We start from the raw sequence: 18,816 nt of genomic DNA, 5'->3' as shown, positions 1-18,816 counted from the left end.
CTGCGCCCCGGCCGGGGGCCAGCGCCTCCAGCAGCACGGCAAGCACGGCGTCACCCCCGGCATGCACCCCCGGTGGCGAGGCGGGGGCACGTGGTCGCCCGCGGCATGCGCCCTCGGCGAGGGGGCATGGCGGCGGTTGCCTGCGCCCCCAATCGGGGCCAGGCCGTCGGGCGCCGCCGGCGCCTCCGGCAGCGGGGCGAGCACGGCGTCGCCCGCGGGATGCACCCCGGGCGGCGGGGCGGGGGCACGTAGCCGCCCGCGGCATGCACACCGGCGAGGGGTGCGGCCTGCGCCCCCGGCCGGGGCCAGGCCGTCGTATGCCGCCAGCGCCTCCGGTAGCGGGGTGAGCACCGCCGTGCACTCCCGGCGGCGGGGCGGGGCGCCTGGTTGCTCCCGGCGAGGGGCTCGTCGGCGGCTGCGGTCTGTGGTGCCGGCGCGCTGCCACCTCTGCGGTCGCAGTCGTGGCTTCGGTCGCGGAGTTGCCGGGCATACCTGCGCGGACGTCCCCGGCTTCGGGTTCCACGGTGGCCGGGATGTGTTCAGTCCGTGGCCATGTCTTCCGGGGAGGAGTGGGCCAGGGACGCCAAGGTGGCCAGGGCTGAGGTGAGGGTTTCCAGGTGGGGCGTGGCCAGGCCCAGGCGGATGGCGTTCGGGGCGTGGGCGTCGCCCACCGTGAAGGCCGCGGCGGGCGGGACGCCGATGCCGTAGCGCGCGGCCGCCGCCACGAAGGTGTCGGCGCGCCAGGGGCGGGGCAGCCGCCACCAGCAGTGATAGGAGCGGGAATCCGTGCGCAGGGAGAACCCGGCCAGCTGCCGGGCCGCGAGTTCCTGGCGCGCCGCGGCGTCCTTCTGCTTGGCCCGCACGAGCCGCCGTACGACCCCCTCGCGCTGCCACCGGGCGGCAGCCTCCAGGTTGAAGTGCTGGGCGGTCCAGCCGCCGGAGCGCAGCGCCGCGGCGAGGTCGCCGAGCAGGGGCGCGGGGGCCACCGTGAAACCGAGCGAGAGGCCGGGAGCGATCCGTTTGGAGAGGCTGTCGACGAGGACCGTCCGCTCGGGCACCAGGGCGGCCAGCGGGGGCAGTTCGTCGCGCAGGAAGGCCCAGATGGTGTCCTCGATCAGCGGGAGGTCCAGCCGCCGGAGCAGCTCGGCAAGCTCTTCCGCGCGGGGGGCGGGCATGGTGAGGGACAGGGGGTTGTGGAGGACGGGCTGGGCGTACACGGCATGCAGGGGGCCCGCCCGGTGGGCCTCCGCCACCGCTTCCGGGATCAGCCCGTCGTCGTCCATGGCCAGCGGGACGAGCGTGATGCCGAGCCGGCCCGCGATGGCCTTGACCACGGGGTAGGTCAGCTCCTCGACGCCGAGACGCGCCCCGGGCGGGACCAGGGCCGCGAAGACCGCGCAGAGCGCCTGACGGCCGTTCCCGGCGAACAGCACCCGCGCGGGATCGGGGCGCCAGCCGCCCCGGGTGAGCAGATCGGCGGCCGCCTCGCGCACCGCGGGATCACCGGCCGGGCCCGCCGGGCGCAGGGCGTGGTGGAAGGCGTCGGTGCGCAGCAGGCCCTCCAGGCCGGCCGCGAGGAGAGCGGACTGCTCGGGTACGACCGGGTAGTTGAACTCCAGGTCGATCCGGCTGCCGGCGGGTTCCCCGAGGGCGGGCGGGTCGGTGGGCGCGGCGGCGCGGACGAAGGTGCCGCGGCCGACCTCGCCGACGGTCAGTCCACGCCGGCCGAGTTCCTGGTAGACGCGGGTGGCGGTGGAGTTGGCGATGCCGTACCGGCGGGCGAAGGCGCGCTGCGGGGGGAGCCGGTCGCCCGGCTTGAGGGCGCCGGACCTGATCTCGGCGGCCACCTGGTCGGCGACGCTCCGGTAGTCCCGCACGATCACTCATCCCCTGACGTCATGGGCCCACCCAACCACAGGATTGCACCGAGGGCAATATCGCCATTGCGCCGAAGCAATCCCGCTTCCTATGCTCGGTGCATTGCCTTTGCGGCCTGCGAACGGGGAGTTGTCATGGTCGATGCGAGCGGAGTCCTCGGCGTGTTCGTCGTGGCCCTCGGCATGGTGCTCACGCCGGGACCGAACATGCTCTACCTCGTCTCCCGCAGCATCACCCAGGGCAGACGGGCCGGAGTGATCTCCCTCGGCGGAGTCGCCGTCGGCTTCCTCGTCTATCTGACCGCCGCGAACCTCGGCCTCTCGGTCGTCTTCCTCGCGGTGCCCCAGCTGTACGTCGCCGTGAAGCTGGCCGGCGCCTGCTACCTCGGCTGGCTCGCCTGGAGCGCGCTGAAGCCGGGCGGAATCTCGGTGTTCGCACCGAAGGACATACCGCCGGACTCGCCGCGCCGGCTGTTCACGATGGGTCTGGTGACGAACCTGCTCAACCCGAAGATCGCCATCATGTACCTGTCCCTGATCCCCCAGTTCATCGACCTGGAGGCCGGTCATGTACTGCTCCAGGGCCTGCTGCTGGGCTCGGTGCAGATCGTGGTCGCCGTCACGGTCAACCTCTCCATCGTGCTGGCGGCCGGGACCATCGCCGTGTTCCTGGCCCGGCGCCCCGGCTGGCTGAGGGCGCAGCGCTATGTGATGGGCACGGTGCTCGGAGGACTCGCGGTGTCCCTCGCCGTCGACACCTCCGGCCCCGCGAAGGCGAGCTGACGGCGACACAGCGCCTCCGCCCACCCCCTAATACGGGAATGAGGGTCCGCCATCGGCGCTGTGGAGGGGGGCGCGCCGATGGCGGAGAGGCTGCCGGCCGCGGCGCGGCGGAAGGGTGGGTCAGCGTTCGCAGCCAGCAGCGAGGCCGACACCGCACCGTGGTGACTCTCCGACAGCTCGCGTGTTGGACGAGCGGGGGTCGGGGCGGGTTCCCGGCTGCGCCCGGATTCCGGGAAGTTGGGGTGGCGGAGCCGGACGGGGCGGATGCGGCGGCCGGGCGGGGCGGACGGCGGGCGGTGCCCGGGTTAATGTGCACTCCCTTGACTGGCAGAAACTTCCCGGATATTGGTGACTCCTCGGAAGTTTCTTTCAGCGGAACCCCGCTGAAACTGCTTCAGCGGATCACCTCCGGAAGGAGCGCACGTTGCCCTCCAGACGCACCGTCCTCGCCGCCACCGCGGGAGTCACCGCCACGCTCGCCCTGGGCGGGACGGCTCACGCGGACGACAAGAAGCTCCGCTCCCTCATCTCCCGTATGACCCTTGAGGAGAAGGTCGGCCAGCTCTTCGTGATGCGGGTCTACGGCCACTCCGCCACCGCCCCCGACCAGGCCGACATCGACGCCAACCTCAAGGAGATCGGCGTCCGCACGGCCGCCGAGCTGATCGCCAGGTACCGCGTCGGCGGCATCATCTACTTCGCCTGGGCGCACAACACCCGCGATCCGCACCAGATCGCCGACCTGTCCAACGGCATCCAGAAGGCGTCCCTGGAACTCCCGCGCGGGCTGCCCGTCCTGGTCTCCACCGACCAGGAGCACGGCATAGTCGCCCGCGTGGGCAAGCCCGCCACCCTCTTCCCGGGCGCGATGGCCATCGGCGCGAGCGGCTCGCGCGCCGACGCCCGCACCCTCGGCCGGATCGCCGGGAAGGAACTGCGCGCCCTGGGCATCCGGCAGGACTACGCGCCCGTCGCCGACGTGAACGTCAACCCGGCCAACCCGGTCATCGGCGTGCGCTCCTTCGGCTCGGACCCGGCCGCGGTGTCCCGGCTGGTCGCCGCCGAGGTCGCCGGGTTCCAGCGCTCCTCGGTCGCGGCGACCGCCAAGCACTTCCCCGGGCACGGCGACACCGCCGTCGACAGCCACTACGGCTTCCCGGTCATCACCCACACCCGCGCGCAGTGGGACGAGCTGGACGCGCCCCCGTTCCGCGCCGCGATCGAGGCGGGCATCGACTCGATCATGACCGCGCACATCATGGTCCCGGCGCTCGACGACTCCGGCGACCCGGCCACCCTCTCCCGCCCGATCCTCACCGGCATCCTGCGCGAGGAGCTGGGCTACGACGGGGTCGTGGTCACCGACTCGCTGGGCATGGAGGGCGTCCGCACGAAGTACGGCGACGACCGGGTCCCGGTGCTGGCGCTGAAGGCGGGCGTGGACCAGCTCCTCAACCCGCCGAATCTGGACGTCGCCTGGAACGCCGTACTGACGGCGGTGCGGGACGGGGAGCTGACCGAGGAGCGGCTGGACGAGTCGATCCTGCGGGTGCTGCGGCTGAAGGTGAAGCTGGGGCTCTTCGGCGACCCGTACGTCGGTCATCGTGCCGTGGACCGCACGGTCGGGATCCCGGCCCACCTGGCGACGGCCGACCGCATCGCCGACCGGACGACGACCCTGCTGGTGAACGAGGGCGGCCTGCTGCCGCTCTCCCCGGCCGACGTGCCGAAGCTGCTGGTGGTCGGCGCCGACCCGGCGTCCCCGTCCGGCACCACGGGCCCGCCGACGGGCGTCCTCGCCACCGCGCTGACCGAGCTGGGCTTCACGGCGACCCCGCTGTCCACCGGCACCGCCCCGTCGGCCACCACCATCGCGCGTGCGGTGGCGGCGGCCGGGGAGGCGGACGCGATCGTGGTGGGGACGTACAACGTGACGGCGACGAGCGCGCAGAAGACGCTGGTGGCCCAGTTGCTGGCGACGGGTAAGCCGGTGGTGGCGGTGGCGATCCGCAACCCGTACGACGTGGCGCACCTGCCCGCCGTGCGCGGGTACCTGGCCTCCTACTCCTGGACCGATGTCGAACTGCGGGCGGCCGCCCGGGTGATCGCGGGTGCGGTGGCGCCCAGTGGCCGCCTTCCGGTACCGGTGCAGCGAGCGGACGATCCGGCCCGGGTGCTGTATCCGGTAGGGCACGGGCTGTCGTATCCGGCGTAGCGCCGGTACGTCCGGGCCCCGGCGGCTGACCCCCAACGGGCCCAAAGCCACCCCTGCGTCTGGCGTGCGCCCGCTGCGGCGGGCCACGCTGGACCCGGGGGAACCGGGGGGAGCGCGATGCGTGGGAGACGTGCCGTGGGGGCCGCGTTGCTGGTGGCGGTGTGGGTGACGGGCTGCCAGTCGGAGGGAGGGCAGGCCCGGCTCGACGAACCGGCGACACCGTCACCGACGCAGACCCGCCCCTCGGGCTACGGCACGGTGTTCCTCGGGGCCGACGAGTGCAGTTCCTTCGGCACGACCAGCTTCACCGAGGTGCCGTGCGGCGGGGAGCGGGCGGCGGCCCGGGTGACGGCCCGCCACGACGGCACGGTGGGCGACGGCCCGCCGTGCCCCGCCACCACGGACTTCGTCCTGCACATCAGCGAGCAGAGCCCCTCGGACGAGGACGGCGACGGCGCGGTCCCCCAGGGCTACGCCTGCATGCGCAACCTCGCCCCACCGCACCCCGGCGACCCGGGCGGCGGAGGCGGCCCCCGCACGATCGTCGGCGACTGCGTCTACGACTCCGGCGGCCACCAGGTCCGCGAGACGTCCTGCGACGGCAAGGGCGGGGAAAAGCCCGGGTACAAGGTCGTGCAGGCGGCGGCGAAACGCACCGAGTGCCCGCCGTCGACGGCCCTGTACGTCCAGTTGGGCGGCGACCGTCGGGTGGGCTGCGCCCGGCCGCTGTGAGCGGGTGACACCGACGGCGGGCCGCCCAGGGGCAGCCCGCCGTCAGTGCGACGCCAGGAAGGGACCGTTACGGACGCAGTGTCCGCTCCACCCCCCGCTTGTCCAGCTTCGCGTCGAACTTCGCCAGCGGCTTCGCCGTCGACGGGTTCGACTGGACCGAGGCGGAGGCGACGCCCGCCCACTCCAGGATCTTCGCCGTCGCCAGGGCCTTCTCCGAGTCCACCAGGCCCGCTACCCGTGCGCCGTGGTTGGCGCCGGGGGCGGTGAAGACGTACGAGTCACGCGCGCCCTTGCCGAGGCGGAACGGCTCCGCGCCCCACGGGTCGTTCTCGCCGTAGACGAAGAGCATCTGCCGGGCGTTGGTGCGGACCCAGCTGTCCACGTCCCGCATGGCCCACGGCTGGAACCGCATCTCGATGTCCCGCGGCACGAAGTACCGGGGCGGCAGGTACCCGTAGCGGATGTACTTGCGCTCGATGTGCGGGAACCCGATCGTGGGGGCGCCGAGTTGGGTGCCCGCCTGGTAGTAGTACGGCGTGTAGGGCTCCAGGCCCTGGTCGGTGTAGAAGGAGAAGCCCGCGATGGTGTCGATGGAGGTCCAGATCTCCTCGTCCGTCGCGTTCTTCGCGTCCGCCGGGATCGTGTCGCAGTCCGAGAGCAGGCTGTACTGCCAGAAGCCCCAGACGTAGTCGAGGACGGTCGCCTCGTACGCCTTGTCCAGGCTGCCCACCGTGTTGAACGTGTAGCCGTTCTCGGCCGCGTACGCCGCGTACCGCTGCTCCAGCGGCTCCCGGCGCACCAGGGCCTCGCGCTGCACGCCGTTCAGGCGGTCCCGGCACTCCTCGGTGCCGACGTTCGCGAAGAACTCGTCGTAGGCCGAGTCCTCCCGGTTCACCACGTCGTTGGGGGCGACGTAGGCGACGACGGCGTCCATGTCACGCGGGTAGAAGCGCTCGTAGTACGTGGCGGTCATGCCGCCCTTCGAGCCGCCCGTCGACAGCCACTTCTTGGTGTAGAGCGGCTTCAGCGCCTTGAAGATGCGGTGCTGGTCGGTCGCCGCCTGCCAGATGTCCAGCTTCGTCCAGTCGGCCGGGGCCGGCCGGGACGGCGTGAAGTAGCGGTACTCCATGGAGATCTGGTTGCCGTCCACGATCTGCGTCGGCTCGCGCCGGCTCGGGGTCGTGGAGACGTTGTAGCCGCCGGTGTAGAAGACCGTCGGCCGGCTGACGTCCTTGTGCAGCACGGTGATCCGCTGCTGGAACGTGCCCTTGGACGGGTTCCGGTGGTCGACCGGCTGGGTGTAGTGGAGCACGAAGAAGCGGTAGCCGGTGTACGGCTTCTCCTCGACCAGACTCATGCCCGGAATCCCGAGCAGCCGGTCCTTGATGTCGGTGGCCTCCGGCTGGGCGGCGGTGGCCGACCCCGCCGTGCTCAACGTGCCTATGAGCACCGTGAGCGCCAGCAGCCATCTGAGCGCCTTGCGCATGCACCCTCCCCTGTGAGTCAGATGTGCGCCCGGAAGCTATCGGAGCAACTGACGATCACACCAGAGGAGTTACCGACAAACCCGGTTCCGGGATGCATCGGTTCAGCAAAGTATCCAGCCGGAACTGACCGATCCACCGCCCACCCGGCCGGTCACCTGCACACAGCGCTGGCCCGCGTAGACGGAGACCGTGCGCGTCTTGCGCCGGTGTTTGCCCTGGTACTTCACCGGGTTGTGGCCGCGCGCCCGCACACTGACCGCCATCGTCCGCTTCGGCCCGGGGTTCCTGGCGAGGGTGAAGGCGCACACCGTGCCGCCGCTTCGGTAGACCTGCACCGAACCCGTGGCGAACGGCACCGTCCGGACCTTGCGCCCCGGGCACGACGTCCCGGCGGCCTGCGCCTCGCCCGGCGCCGCGACGGCCAGCAGCCCGGACGCGGTCAGCACGGCCAGCGCGGCCCCCGCCCGTCGGCGTATCGCACCACTGTCCACAGTGTCGTCCTCCCCGTACCCCGGCGATGAGCGTACTGGTGTACGGACGCCGGGCGTACGCCGAACGGTTGCGCGACGACCGTCACGCGAGCTCCGCGCCGACCGGCTCACCGACGAAAGTGCGCCACAGTGCGGCGTACCGTCCGCCGAGCGCCAGCAGCTCGTCGTGGGTGCCGTCCTCCGCGACCCGGCCGTCGGCCATCACCACGACCCGGTCCGCGCGGGCGGCCGTAGTCAGCCGGTGGGCGACCACCAGGGTGGTACGGCGTCCCGCCAACCGGTCCGTCGCCTGGTTGACCTGGGCCTCGCTGGCCAGGTCCAGAGCGGCCGTCGCCTCGTCGAGGAGCAGGATGTCGGGGTCGACGAGTTCGGCGCGGGCGAGGGCGATCAGCTGGCGCTGGCCGGCCGAGAGGTTGCGGCCGCGCTCGGCGACCTCATGGAGGTACCCACCGTCCAGGGTGGCGATCATCTCGTGGGCGCCCACCGCCCGGGCCGCGGCCTCGACCTCGGCGTCGGTGGCGTCGGGGCGGCCGTAGGCGATGGCGTCGCGGACGGTGCCCTGGAAGAGGTACGCCTCCTGCGGGACCACGCCGAGCCGGTGCCGGTACGCCGTCATGTCCAGGGCGCGCAGATCCGTGCCGTCGACGGTGACCCGGCCGCCGGTCGGGTCGTAGAAGCGGGCGACCAGCTTGACCAGGGTGGACTTGCCGGCGCCGGTCTCGCCGACGAAGGCGACGGTCTGGCCGGCCGGGATGCGCAGGTCGACGTCGGACAGGGCCTGCGCGGCACCGTCGGAGGAGTCGTAGGCGAAGCACACGCCCTCGAAGGCGATCTCGCCGCGCAGGGAACGCACGTCGAGCGGTTCGCCGGCGGACTTCGTGGAGGTCGGCTCCCGCAGCAGCTCCTGGATGCGGCCCAGCGAGACGGTGGCCTGCTGGTAGCCGTCGAAGACCTGGGAGAGCTGCTGGACCGGGGCGAAGAACAGGTCGATGTAGAGCAGGTACGCCACCAGCGCCCCGGTCGTCAGCGTGGCGTCGTCGATCCGGCCCCCGCCCACGATCAGCACCGCCGCCACGGCCACCGACGACAGGAACTGCACGAAGGGGAAGTAGACCGAGATCAGCCACTGACCCCGGACACGGGCCTGCCGGTAGCTGTCGCTGCGCTCGGCGAACCGCGCGCCGCCGTCCCGCTCGCGCCGGAACGCCTGCACGATCCGGAGCCCGGACACCGACTCCTGGAGGTCTGCGTTGACCGCCGACACCCGCTCCCGGGCCAGTTCGTACGCCTTCACGCTCGCCCGGCGGAAGAAGAAGGTGGCGACGATCAGCGGCGGCAGCGTCGCGAAGACGAGCAGCGCCAGCTCCAGGTCGATCACCAGCAGGGCGACCATGATGCCGAAGAAGGTGACGACCGAGACGAACGCGGTGACCAGACCGGTCTGCAGGAACGTCGACAGGGCGTCGACGTCCGTCGTCATCCGGGTCATGATCCGGCCGGTCAGCTCGCGTTCGTAGTAGTCGAGTCCGAGCCGCTGCAGCTGGGCGAAGATCTTCAGGCGCAGGGCGTACAGCACCCGCTCACCGGTGCGCCCGGTCATCAGGGTCTCCCCCACCTGCGCCGTCCACTGCACGGTCACCGCGAGCAGCGCGAGCAGGGAGGCCACCCAGACCGCGCCGAGGGCGGCCTCGGAGACCCCGCTGTCGATGCCGTGCCGGATCAGGACCGGGAGCAGCAGCCCGCTGCCCGCGTCGACGGCGACCAGGGCGAGGCTGGCCAGCAGGGGCGGGCCGAAGCCGCGCAGCAGGCGCCGCAGGCCGTAGGACTCCTCCGGGGTGACCGCGCGGGCCTCGTCGATGTCCGGGACGTCCTTGGCCGGAGGCAGCGCCTCGACCTCGGCGAGGAGTTCCGGGGTGGCCGGGGCGCCGTCCGTCGCGTGGTCGCGCGGGGTGCGCTCGCCCGCCCACAGCCGGGGGGTGATGCCGCGCTCGGCGTCGAACTCGGCGTCCAGCTCGGCCCGGACGGAGGTGTCCTCCTCCTGGAGGCCGGCGGGCGGGGTGTGGCCCGGGGAGACGCCGCCCAGCTCGTCGGGGTCGGTGAGCAGGCGCCGGTACAGGGCCGAGCGCTCCTGGAGCTCCTCGTGGGTGCCGAGGTCGGCGAGCCGGCCGTCGTCGAGGACGGCGATGCGGTCGGCGAGGTTCAGGGTGGAGCGGCGGTGCGCGATCAGCAGGGTGGTGCGGCCCTCCATGACCTGGGCCAGCGCCTCGTGGATCTCGTGTTCCACGCGGGCGTCCACGGCGGAGGTGGCGTCGTCGAGGACCAGCAGGCGGGGGTCGGTGAGGATCGCGCGGGCGAGGGCGACGCGCTGGCGCTGGCCGCCGGAGAGGGTCAGGCCGTGCTCGCCGACCTTGGTGTCGTAGCCCTCGGGCAGCTCGGTGATGAAGCGGTCCGCCTGGGCGGCGCGGGCGGCCTGCTCGATCTGCTCCTGGGTGGCGTCGGGGCGGCCGTAGGCGATGTTGTCGCGGACGGTGTCGGAGAAGAGGAAGGAGTCCTCGGGGACCAGGCCGATCGCGGCCCGGAGCGAGTCCAGGGTGAGTTCGCGGACGTCGTGGCCGCCGATGAGGACGGCGCCGTGGGTGACGTCGTAGAAGCGCGGCAGGAGCAGCGAGACGGTGGACTTGCCGGAGCCGGAGGAGCCGACGACGGCGAGGGTCTCGCCGGGGCGGATCCGGAAGCTGAGGCCGTCGAGCACCCTGCGGCCGTCCTCGTAGCCGAAGGAGACGTCGTCGAACTCGACCGTCGCCGGGGCGTCGGCCGGTAGCTCCTTGGTGCCGTCCCGCATGGACGGCTCGGTGTCGATCAGTTCGAGCACCCGCTCGGTACCGGCGCGGGCCTGCTGGCCGAAGGTGAGGACCATGGCGAGCATGCGGACCGGGCCTACGAGCTGGGCGAGGTAGGCCGAGAAGGCGACGAACGTGCCGAGGGTGATGTGTCCGCGTACGGCGAGCCAGCCGCCGAGGGCGAGCATGGCGACCTGGCCGAGGGCGGGGACGGCCTGGAGCGCCGGGGTGTACTTCGCGTTGAACCGGATGGTGCGCAGCCGCCCGGCGAACAGCCGCCGGCTGACCTCCCGGAGCTTGCCGGTCTCCTGCTCCTCCTGCCCGAAGCCCTTGACCACGCGGACCCCGCTGACGGCGCCGTCGACGACGCCCGCGACGGCCGCCGCCTGGGCCTGGGCGTACCAGGTGGCGGGGTGCAGCTTGCTGCGGCTGCGCCGGGCGATCCACCACAGGGCGGGAGCCACGGCGAGCGCGACGGCGGTGAGCGGCAGGGACAGCCAGGCCATCACGATCAGCGAGACGAAGAACAGGGCGAAGTTCCCGATCGTCATCGGGAGCATGAAGAGCAGGCCCTGGATCAGCTGGAGGTCGCTGGTCGCCCGTCCGACGACCTGCCCGGTGGACAGCTCGTCCTGCCGCCGCCCGTCGAGGCGGGTGATGGTCCCGAACATCGCGGTGCGCAGATCGTGCTGGACGTCGAGGGCGAGGCGGCCGCCGTAGTAGCGGCGGATGTAGGTGAACACGTAGACGAGGACGGCCGCGCCGATCAGCAGCCCCGCCCACGTCGCCATGGAGCGGCTCTTGTCGCCGATCACGTCATCGATGATCACCTTGGTGATCAACGGCACGAGCGCCATGACGGCCATGCCGAGCAGGGAGGACCCGAGGGCGAGGACGACGTCCTTCGGATAGCGCCAGGCATACCCCCACAGTCTCCGCGCCCATCCCTGCCCCACTGTCACGCCCGGCTTCCCCGTCTGATCGTCCACGACAAGCCCCAACGTGTTCCGCCCCGGATTTCATCCCGGGATGAGCATCGGCACGCGGGCTCACCGCAGCAGGCGCTGTTCCTTCGCCACTGCCACCGCGCCCGCTCGGGTGTCCACGCCGAGTTTGTCGTAGATGCGGCCCAGGTGGGTCTTGACCGTGGCCTCGCTGATGAACAGGGCCTTGGCGATCTCGCGGTTGCCGAGGCCCTGGGAGAGCCTGCCGAGGATCTCGCGCTCGCGGTCGGTCAGGGTGGGGCGCGGGTTGCGGAGGTTGGCCATGACCCGGCCCGCGACCGGCGCGGAGAGCGTGGTGCGCCCTTGCGCGGCGGCGTGGATCGCGGCGAAGAGCTCGTCCGGCCGCTCGGCCTTCAGCAGGTAGCCGGTGGCGCCCGCCTCGATGGCGCGGGTGATGTCGGCGTCGGTGTCGTACGTGGTGAGCACCAGCACGTGCGGGCCGCCGCCCGGCGCCGAGGTGAGCCGGCGGGTGACCTCCACGCCGTCGATCCCGGCTCCGAGCTGGAGGTCCATCAGCACCACGTCCGGGTCGAGCCGCGCGGCCAGCGCCAGCGCCTCCTCGCCGGTACCGGCCTCCCCGACGACCTCGATGCCGGAGGCGCTGTCGAGGAGGGCGAGCAGTCCGGCGCGCACGACGGCGTGGTCGTCGCAGAGCAGGATGCGTACGGTCATCGGGGGTTCTCCAGGGGGATCGCGGCGGACAGGACCGTGCCCTCGCCGGGCGCCGACTCCACGGCCAGGGTGCCGCCGAGCCCGCGGACCCGGGCCCGGATCGCGGGCAGGCCGTGGCCGCGCCCGCCGGAGGGGGCGTCCGGGAGCGCCGCCGCGTCGAAGCCGTGGCCGTCGTCGGCGACGTCCAGGACGGCCTGGTCGTCGAGGAGGGTGAGGGTGAGCGCGGCGGCGGACGCCCCGGAGTGCTCCCGTACGTTCGCCAGGGCGCCCTGCGCGATCCGCAGCAGCGCCGACTGGATCCGGTCGGGCAGCTCCGGCGCGCGGCCCCCGTCGTCGACGTGGACGCGGACGGTGAGCCGGTCGCCGGACTCCCGGGCGGCCAGCGTCCGCAGCGCCTCGCCGAGTCCGCCGCCGCGCGCCAGGTCGGCGGGGGCGAGGTCGTGCACGAAGCGGCGGGCCTCGGCGAGGTTGTGCTCGGCGACGGACTCGGCGGTACGGACGTGCGCGCGGGCCTTCCCGGGGTCCGACTCCCAGACCCGGTCGGCGGCCTGCAGCAGCATCTGCTGGCTGGACAGGCCCTGGGCGAGGGTGTCGTGGATCTCCATGGCGAGCCGCTGGCGCTCGGCGAGGGTGCCCTCGCGGCGCTCGGTGGCGGCCAGTTCCCGGCGGGTGCGGACCAGGTCGTCGATCAGCGCGCGCTGCCGGGCCGCCTGCCGGCGCAGCTGCACGAAGATCGCGGTGGCGAAACCGGCGACGGCCGCCGGGCCGACCACCAGGTCGAGGTCGAAACGGGGGGCGAGCTGCAGCTGGGCGACGATCACGAACCCGGTGAGCACGGCGACCAGGACGTACGCGGCGCCGGGCGGAAGGTGGCGCAGGGCGACGTAGAAGAGGGGGACGGCGACCCAGGCGCAGCTCGGCGCGAGGGCGACCAGGACCATCCATACGGCGACCACGGCACCGAGCCACAGCAGGCGGGGCGGGGTGGGCCGGGCGACCACCCGGCCCGGCCGGTCGCCGAACCGCCCCATGACGTACAGCACCGCCAGCACCGCGGCCAGCGCGATCACCCAGGGGGCGCGGGGCTCGCCGCCGTGCCGCTGGAGGTAGCGGGCCATAGCGGTGCCCAGGAGGAGGAAGAAGGTGGCGTGCATGACGGCGGCGAGCCACTGGGCGTCGGGGTCGCCCGGGACCGCGCTCCCGTCCTCCTGCCGTGCTGGCCGCATGCCGCCGGACCGCCTTCCCGCTGTGCTCCCGCTGTGAACCGGACCTCGCGAACCGGACCTCGCGAACCGGACCTCGTGAACTGGACAAACACCTCCAGTGTCCCCCGCACCGCCGCACCCGGGGTCAACCGTTCGGATGACCCCGGCGTCAGCCGTCCCGCTCCCCGTGAGCAGCCGGAACGCCGACGGATGTGCCCCGGATCCGGGCCCAGGCTGGATACCGCAAGCACCCATCGCCCTCCCCGTCGATCCCAGGAGTTGCCGAGCCATGCAGAAGTTCTCCCGTCGTGCCCGTGTCGCCACCGGCGGCGCCGTCCTCGCCGCCATCGCCGTCGGTACCTTCGGTGCCGTCTCCGCCAACGCCTCCGCGCCCCAGGCCACGCAGGCCCGGCCCGCCACGGTGAAGTCCTCGGACACCTTCACCTCCACTCACCTGTCGGTCTCGGCGGCGACCGAAGCGGCCGAGGCCGTGCTGGACGCCGCGATGAAGGAGAACCAGCGGGTGTCCGTCGCGGTGGTCGACCGCAACGGCAACACCCTGGTCACCCTGCGCGGCGACGGCGCGGGCCCGCAGTCGTACGAGTCGGCGGTGAAGAAGGCGTTCACCTCGGTGTCCTGGAACGCGCCCACCTCCGAGCTGGCGAAGCGGCTGGAGACCACGCCCAACCTCAAGGACATCCCCGGCACCCTGTTCCTCGGCGGCGGTGTCCCGGTGACCGCGAACAACGCGCCGATCGCGGGTATCGGTGTCGCGGGCGCGCCCTCCGGCGACCTGGACGAGAAGTTCGCCCGCGCCGGCGTCGCCGCCCTGGACTGAGCGCCCCTTCCGGGTACCGCTGTGAAACGCCTGCTGCCGGCCGCGCTGGCCGCCGCCCTGCTCACCGGATGCGCGGCGGCGCGGGACGGTTCTCCGCCCACCGCCCCGACACATGCCGAGACCGCCGCGCCCGCCCCGACGCGTCCCGGGGCCGCCACCCCCGCCACCCTCGCCGCGGCCGGGCTCCTGGTAGCCGACTTCGGCGCCGACACCGTCACCTTCGTCGACCCGGACCGGGGCCCCACCGGCTCCGTGCGGGTGGGCACCGCCCCCTACGGACTGGCCGTGGGGGCGGACGGGCGGGCCTGGGTCGCCACGGCGGAAGGGGTCGCGGTCGTCGACACCCGGACCCGTGAGCGCCCGGCGCTGATCCGGTACGCGACGCGGGGCCTCGGCGCCCCGGCCCACGGCGAGTACCGCGGCGGCGGCATGGGCATCGCCCTGGCCCTCGACGGCGAGCACGTCTACGTCGGTGTCAACGTGCCGGACGGCGACGGGGTGCTGGAGGTCATCGACACCCGCACCCTGAAGGTCACCGGCACCGCGGACACCGGCCGCCGCCCCTTCGACGTCGACGTCTCCCCGGACGGACGGCACGTCTACGCCACCGGCCACGACTCCTTCGACGTCACCGTCGTCGACACGGCCACGCTGCACACGCGCCGCGTCGAGGTCGCGCCCTACGGCACGGAAGGCGGCCTCGGCTCCTGGCTCAAGCCGCACTACGCGGCCGTACGGCCGTCCGACGGCAGGCTGTTGCTGCCCTTCGAGGGCGAGAAGCTGGTCGTGCTCGACCCGGTCAGCGGCCGCTCGACGGTTCAGCGGATGACCGCCCGCACCCATCAGCACGGGGCCGCCGTCACCGCCGACGGGACGCTGCTCGTCGTGGGCACGGGCACGGTGGGCGGGGACGGCCGCGGGCCCTCCCTGACCGTCCGGCGGCCGGACGGCCGGGAGCAGGTCATCCCGCTCGACGGCCCCCACGAGGACGTCGTGGCCGACGGCCGCACGGCCTACGTCACCGGCGGCTTCACCCGCGACGGCTACTGGAACGGCCTCACCGTCATGGACCTCGACACGGGAGACACCCGCCGACTGGCCGCCGGGAACAGGCCGTTGGGGATCGCCGTACTGCCGGGCTAGACGCGCACCCGCAGGAAGTAGAACCGGGTCGTCTGGGCCGGGTTCTGGTTGTCGTCGCTGGCCAGCAGGACCTTCAGCGCGCCGCCCTTCGCGCGGCCCGTGACCGTCATGGCCTCGATGTTGTCGAGCAGCGGATTGGGCTGCGGCTGCTTCGCCGTGGCGCCGAGGTCGGGGCAGGCGGCGAGGTCGGCCAGCAGCGTCTTCCTGATCAGCCGTACGCCGTCCTGGCCGGTGAGGTTCTCGGTGCCGGAGGTGTCGCTGGCCCGGCGCGGGTCGGCGAGGTAGAGGCGGACGGTGTTGCCGACGCCGGCGGTGAAGCCGCGCTCCAGGACCAGGAGCCGGCCGTCGGACAGCGCGGTGACCTCCGGAACGCCGAGGCCGGTGTCGGCGCGGTAGCCGTACTGGGCGGCGAGCACGTAGGCGCCCTGGTGCCGGTCCCAGGTCTGGAAGCGGACGAGGCCGGCCGAGTCGCCGGACAGGGCGTACTCCATGGACGCGAGCAGGCCGCCACGGAACCGGGTCAGGCCCTCGAACGTGCCGTTGGGCACGGCCCGCCCGGCCGGGGCGACCCGGAGCGCGTCCGGCACCGGGAGCCGGTCCAGGATCGTTCCGTCGGCGGCGTGGCGCCGGACGGCCGGTTCCCCCTCGGTGCTGATCAGCCGCGTGCCGTCGCGGTCCACCACCAGGCCCTCGGAGTCCAGGGCGGCGCCGTTCTCGTCGGCGAGCGGGACGACCGAGCGCGGCGCGAGCGTCCTCGCGTCCAGGGAGAACAGCGCGGAACGGTCGGACACGGCCGCGAGCGAACCGTCCCGGTCCACCGCGAGCGCGGAGAAGTTGCCCACGTACGTGCCCTGGTACGCCGTCTTGTCGAGCGCGTCGGAGAAGCGGTCGACGGAGACGTACGGCGAACAGGCGTGGTGCTGCGGGCCGGCCGCGGAGGAGGGGCCGGCGGCGGTCAGACAAGTGGCCGCCGCCAGGGCCGCGGTGGCGGTGGAGAGTACGGTTCGCATGCGCATGGCCGTCACCGTAGGGCGGGCCGGTGAAGGGCGGGAGACCGCCAGGAGTCAACTCGCGGCCAGATCGCGGTGGATGACCTTGGCGACGCCCTGGATGGTGGTGATGCCGTAGTTCATCGTGCTGTTGCCGTGGGTCAGCACCGTGATCATGTAGTCGCGGCCGCCGCCCTTGAAGGTGCCGACGCTGTGCACCCGCCAGCCGTGCGTGGCCCGCTGGAGCCAGCCGTTCTTGACGTGCACGATGACGTCGGAGGGTGCTCCGTAGGGGGTGCCCCAGCGCTGGGACGCGATCACGTCGCCCATCAGCTTGCGGACGTACCAGCGGGAGTCGTCGGTGAGCACGGCGTTCTTCGCGGTGAGCAGCTTCATCAGCTTCTGCTCGTCGGTGACGGTGATCTGGGTCAGGCCCCAGTAGCCGTTGGCGCCTGGTTTGGTCTGGGTCATGCCCGCCGCGGCGAGGAAGTTCTTCACCTTGGTGACGCCGAGCTGCTTCCACAGGGTGGTGGTGGAGGCGTTGTCCGACTTGGTGATCATGGCGGTGGCGAGGGACTTCTCCCGGCTGGTGAGGGCCCGGCCGGTCTTCTGCGCGTCCCACAGCAGGGTGGTGAGGACGGTGACCTTGACGACGCTGGCGGAGTCGTAGGCCGTGCCGGCGCGCAGGGTGCAGGTGGTCTGGGTGGACCGGTCGTACAGCCCGACGGCGATGGTGCCCTTACGGGTCGCCAGCGCGGCGGTGATGTCCTTCTTCAGCTTCTCGGCGAGCCCGGCCTTGGCGGACGTGCAGCCGACGGCGGGCGGGGTCGCGGCGGTCGCGGGGGTGACGGCGGCCACACACGCGACGAGCGCCCCGCCCGCCACCCATCCGGCACGTCTGGATATGGGACGAGTCATGCCCTGGTGACTCACGAACCCGCGGGAATGGTTGTAGGCGTTGGGCAATGGTTGTACGAACCGTTACCTGCCCCTCGATTCCGCGCACCCGCAACCGCCGGGGCCCTGGGCGTCGTCCACCGGTTCGGGGGTGGACGACGGTGTTCAGGGAGCTGCCGGAACCGAGAGAGCTGATGGTGTCCCGCACGTTCTGGCTGCTGTGCGGCGTGGGGGCCCAACTGCTCTGCGCCCTCGGCGCGTTCTGGCACGCCTGGCAGCACGGCGCTCCCCTCGGGACCTGGCTCGTGGCCCTGGCCGCCTGCGGTGCCTGCCAGGCGGTCGCGGTGGCGGCGGTGCTGTGGCCCGGCGCGGAGGCGGGCTCGCGCGAGATCACCCAGGGGCACGAGAGCGTGACCGTGGCCGTCCTGTGCCTGATGTGGATCGTCGGCGTGTTCCCCGCCGGGGCGGTGCTGATGTGGACCGGCCACGACAGCGACGGCAACGAGGTCCAGGCCGTGTTCCTGGGCGGCACCGCCTTCATGCTGACGTCGATCGCGGGCCTGATCATCGCAACGGCCGTCGCGGACCGGGTGCGCCCGAGCGGTGCGGCCGACGACGCGCCCGGCGTGTCCGGCCTGCCCGACATCGGCGACGGCGGCGGGGACTGAGGGGCCGCGTCACCGGCCGGGGCGACCGCGCGGATTGACTCGCGTAGACACGCCCCGGTTTGCCGTTTCAGGTCACCTGATGGACACGCGACGTCCATTTACACCGCCGCATGTCCATGTCACTCTCCCAGTGCCGCCTCCGTTCAACCCGCGTAGATGGGACTCCCCCTCATGCTGGCGACACACATACGCCGCTGGAAGCCGTTGGCCCTCGCCATCGCTACCGTCCTGGTCGGACTCAGCGCCCCCGCCCTCACCGCGACCCCCGCCGCGGCCACGACCACCGCTTACGACAGCACGTACTACAAGAACGCCGTCGGCAAGTCGGGTACGAGCCTCAAGAGCGCGCTGCACACCATCATCAGCCCTCAGACGAAGCTGTCGTACTCCGCCGTCTGGGAGGCGCTGAAGGTCACCGACCAGGACCCGGGCAACAGCAACAACGTGAAGCTGCTGTACTCGGGCATCTCCCGCAGCAAGTCGCTCAACGGCGGCAGCACCGGCAACTGGAACCGCGAGCACGTGTGGGCGCAGTCCCACGGCGACTTCGGCACCTCCGCCGGCCCCGGCACCGACCTGCACCATCTGCGCCCCGAGGACGTGCAGGTCAACAGCATCCGCGGCAACAAGGACTTCGACAACGGCGGCAGCGGCTTCACCAACTCCGGCGGCAGCCTGACCGACTCCAACTCCTTCGAGCCCCGCGACGCCGTCAAGGGCGACGTGGCCCGCATGATCCTCTACATGGCCGTCCGCTACGAGGGCACCGACAGCTGGCCCGACCTGGAGCCCAACGACACCGTCACCAACGGCAGCGTGCCGTACCACGGCCGCCTCTCGGTCCTGAAGGCCTGGAACGACGAGGACCCGCCGGACGCCTTCGAGGAGCGCCGCAACCAGCTCATCTACACCAACTACCAGGGCAACCGGAACCCGTTCATCGACCACCCGGAGTGGGTCGAGGCGATCTGGTAG

15 protein-coding genes are annotated in these 18,816 nt (G+C 72.6%); 7 read left to right on the top strand and 8 right to left on the bottom strand.

Annotated features, from left to right (window positions below):
* Positions 1–539 precede the first annotated feature (539 nt).
* Positions 540–1,877 carry an aminotransferase-like domain-containing protein gene (locus tag ACWD11_RS11100; protein ID WP_451282563.1) on the bottom strand — a complete coding sequence of 446 codons (1,338 nt, stop codon included), beginning with the start codon at positions 1,875–1,877 and terminating at the stop codon, positions 540–542.
* A gap of 135 nt (positions 1,878–2,012) precedes the next feature.
* Here ACWD11_RS11100 and ACWD11_RS11095 point away from each other — a divergent pair, with 135 nt between their 5' ends.
* The 3 genes from ACWD11_RS11095 (at position 2,013) to ACWD11_RS11085 (ending at position 5,607) form a co-directional block, all read left to right on the top strand.
* Positions 2,013–2,660, top strand: a complete 648-nt coding sequence (locus tag ACWD11_RS11095; RefSeq protein WP_389415888.1) for a LysE family translocator — start codon at positions 2,013–2,015, stop codon at positions 2,658–2,660.
* A 424-nt stretch (positions 2,661–3,084) separates the two neighbouring features.
* Complete coding sequence (locus tag ACWD11_RS11090) at positions 3,085–4,875, top strand: glycoside hydrolase family 3 protein (RefSeq protein ID WP_451282561.1); 1,791 nt, start codon at positions 3,085–3,087, stop codon at positions 4,873–4,875.
* Positions 4,876–4,992: 117 nt separating this feature from the next.
* On the top strand, positions 4,993–5,607 hold the full coding sequence (locus ACWD11_RS11085) for a hypothetical protein (RefSeq protein ID WP_451282559.1): 615 nt from the start codon (positions 4,993–4,995) through the stop codon (positions 5,605–5,607).
* Between the two features lie 67 nt (positions 5,608–5,674).
* Here the strand turns inward: ACWD11_RS11085 and ACWD11_RS11080 are convergent, their stop codons facing one another.
* The 5 genes from ACWD11_RS11080 to ACWD11_RS11060 form a co-directional block, all read right to left on the bottom strand.
* A complete protein-coding gene (locus ACWD11_RS11080) occupies positions 5,675–7,093 on the bottom strand; it encodes a S28 family serine protease (protein WP_389415885.1) in 1,419 nt (472 codons plus the stop codon).
* Between the two features lie 102 nt (positions 7,094–7,195).
* Positions 7,196–7,585, bottom strand: a complete 390-nt coding sequence (locus ACWD11_RS11075) for a hypothetical protein (RefSeq protein ID WP_451282557.1) — start codon at positions 7,583–7,585, stop codon at positions 7,196–7,198.
* Positions 7,586–7,667: 82 nt separating this feature from the next.
* Positions 7,668–11,387 (bottom strand): ABC transporter ATP-binding protein, encoded by a 3,720-nt coding sequence (locus tag ACWD11_RS11070; protein WP_451282555.1) that lies wholly within the window; start codon positions 11,385–11,387, stop codon positions 7,668–7,670.
* A gap of 87 nt (positions 11,388–11,474) precedes the next feature.
* A complete protein-coding gene (locus ACWD11_RS11065; RefSeq protein WP_389415881.1) occupies positions 11,475–12,101 on the bottom strand; it encodes a response regulator in 627 nt (208 codons plus the stop codon).
* Positions 12,098–13,327, bottom strand: a complete 1,230-nt coding sequence (locus ACWD11_RS11060; protein ID WP_451282553.1) for a sensor histidine kinase — start codon at positions 13,325–13,327, stop codon at positions 12,098–12,100. The genes ACWD11_RS11065 and ACWD11_RS11060 overlap by 4 nt, the downstream gene beginning before the upstream one ends.
* Positions 13,328–13,595: 268 nt before the next feature.
* Here ACWD11_RS11060 and ACWD11_RS11055 point away from each other — a divergent pair, with 268 nt between their 5' ends.
* Together ACWD11_RS11055 and ACWD11_RS11050 are read left to right on the top strand one after the other, a co-directional pair.
* The gene (locus ACWD11_RS11055; RefSeq protein ID WP_451282551.1) at positions 13,596–14,144 is read left to right on the top strand and encodes a GlcG/HbpS family heme-binding protein; all 549 of its coding nucleotides are present in this window, start codon (positions 13,596–13,598) and stop codon (positions 14,142–14,144) included.
* A gap of 21 nt (positions 14,145–14,165) precedes the next feature.
* Positions 14,166–15,287, top strand: a complete 1,122-nt coding sequence (locus ACWD11_RS11050) for a YncE family protein (RefSeq protein WP_451282549.1) — start codon at positions 14,166–14,168, stop codon at positions 15,285–15,287.
* On the opposite strand, the gene ACWD11_RS11045 is transcribed toward ACWD11_RS11050, so the two are convergent.
* Together ACWD11_RS11045 and ACWD11_RS11040 are read right to left on the bottom strand one after the other, a co-directional pair.
* On the bottom strand, positions 15,284–16,303 hold the full coding sequence (locus tag ACWD11_RS11045; RefSeq protein WP_451282547.1) for an esterase-like activity of phytase family protein: 1,020 nt from the start codon (positions 16,301–16,303) through the stop codon (positions 15,284–15,286). The genes ACWD11_RS11050 and ACWD11_RS11045 overlap by 4 nt on opposite strands.
* Before the next feature lie 48 nt (positions 16,304–16,351).
* Complete coding sequence (locus ACWD11_RS11040; RefSeq protein ID WP_389415876.1) at positions 16,352–17,194, bottom strand: serine hydrolase; 843 nt, start codon at positions 17,192–17,194, stop codon at positions 16,352–16,354.
* Positions 17,195–17,334: 140 nt separating this feature from the next.
* Here ACWD11_RS11040 and ACWD11_RS11035 point away from each other — a divergent pair, with 140 nt between their 5' ends.
* On the top strand, positions 17,335–17,841 hold the full coding sequence (locus ACWD11_RS11035; protein WP_451282545.1) for a hypothetical protein: 507 nt from the start codon (positions 17,335–17,337) through the stop codon (positions 17,839–17,841).
* Positions 17,842–18,012: 171 nt separating this feature from the next.
* Entirely contained in the window at positions 18,013–18,816 is an 804-nt protein-coding gene (locus ACWD11_RS11030; protein ID WP_451282543.1) for an endonuclease I family protein, read from the top strand.

Source organism: Streptomyces sp. NPDC002776 (assembly GCF_053592195.1).
This window is presented reverse-complemented; position numbering and strand designations above follow the sequence as displayed.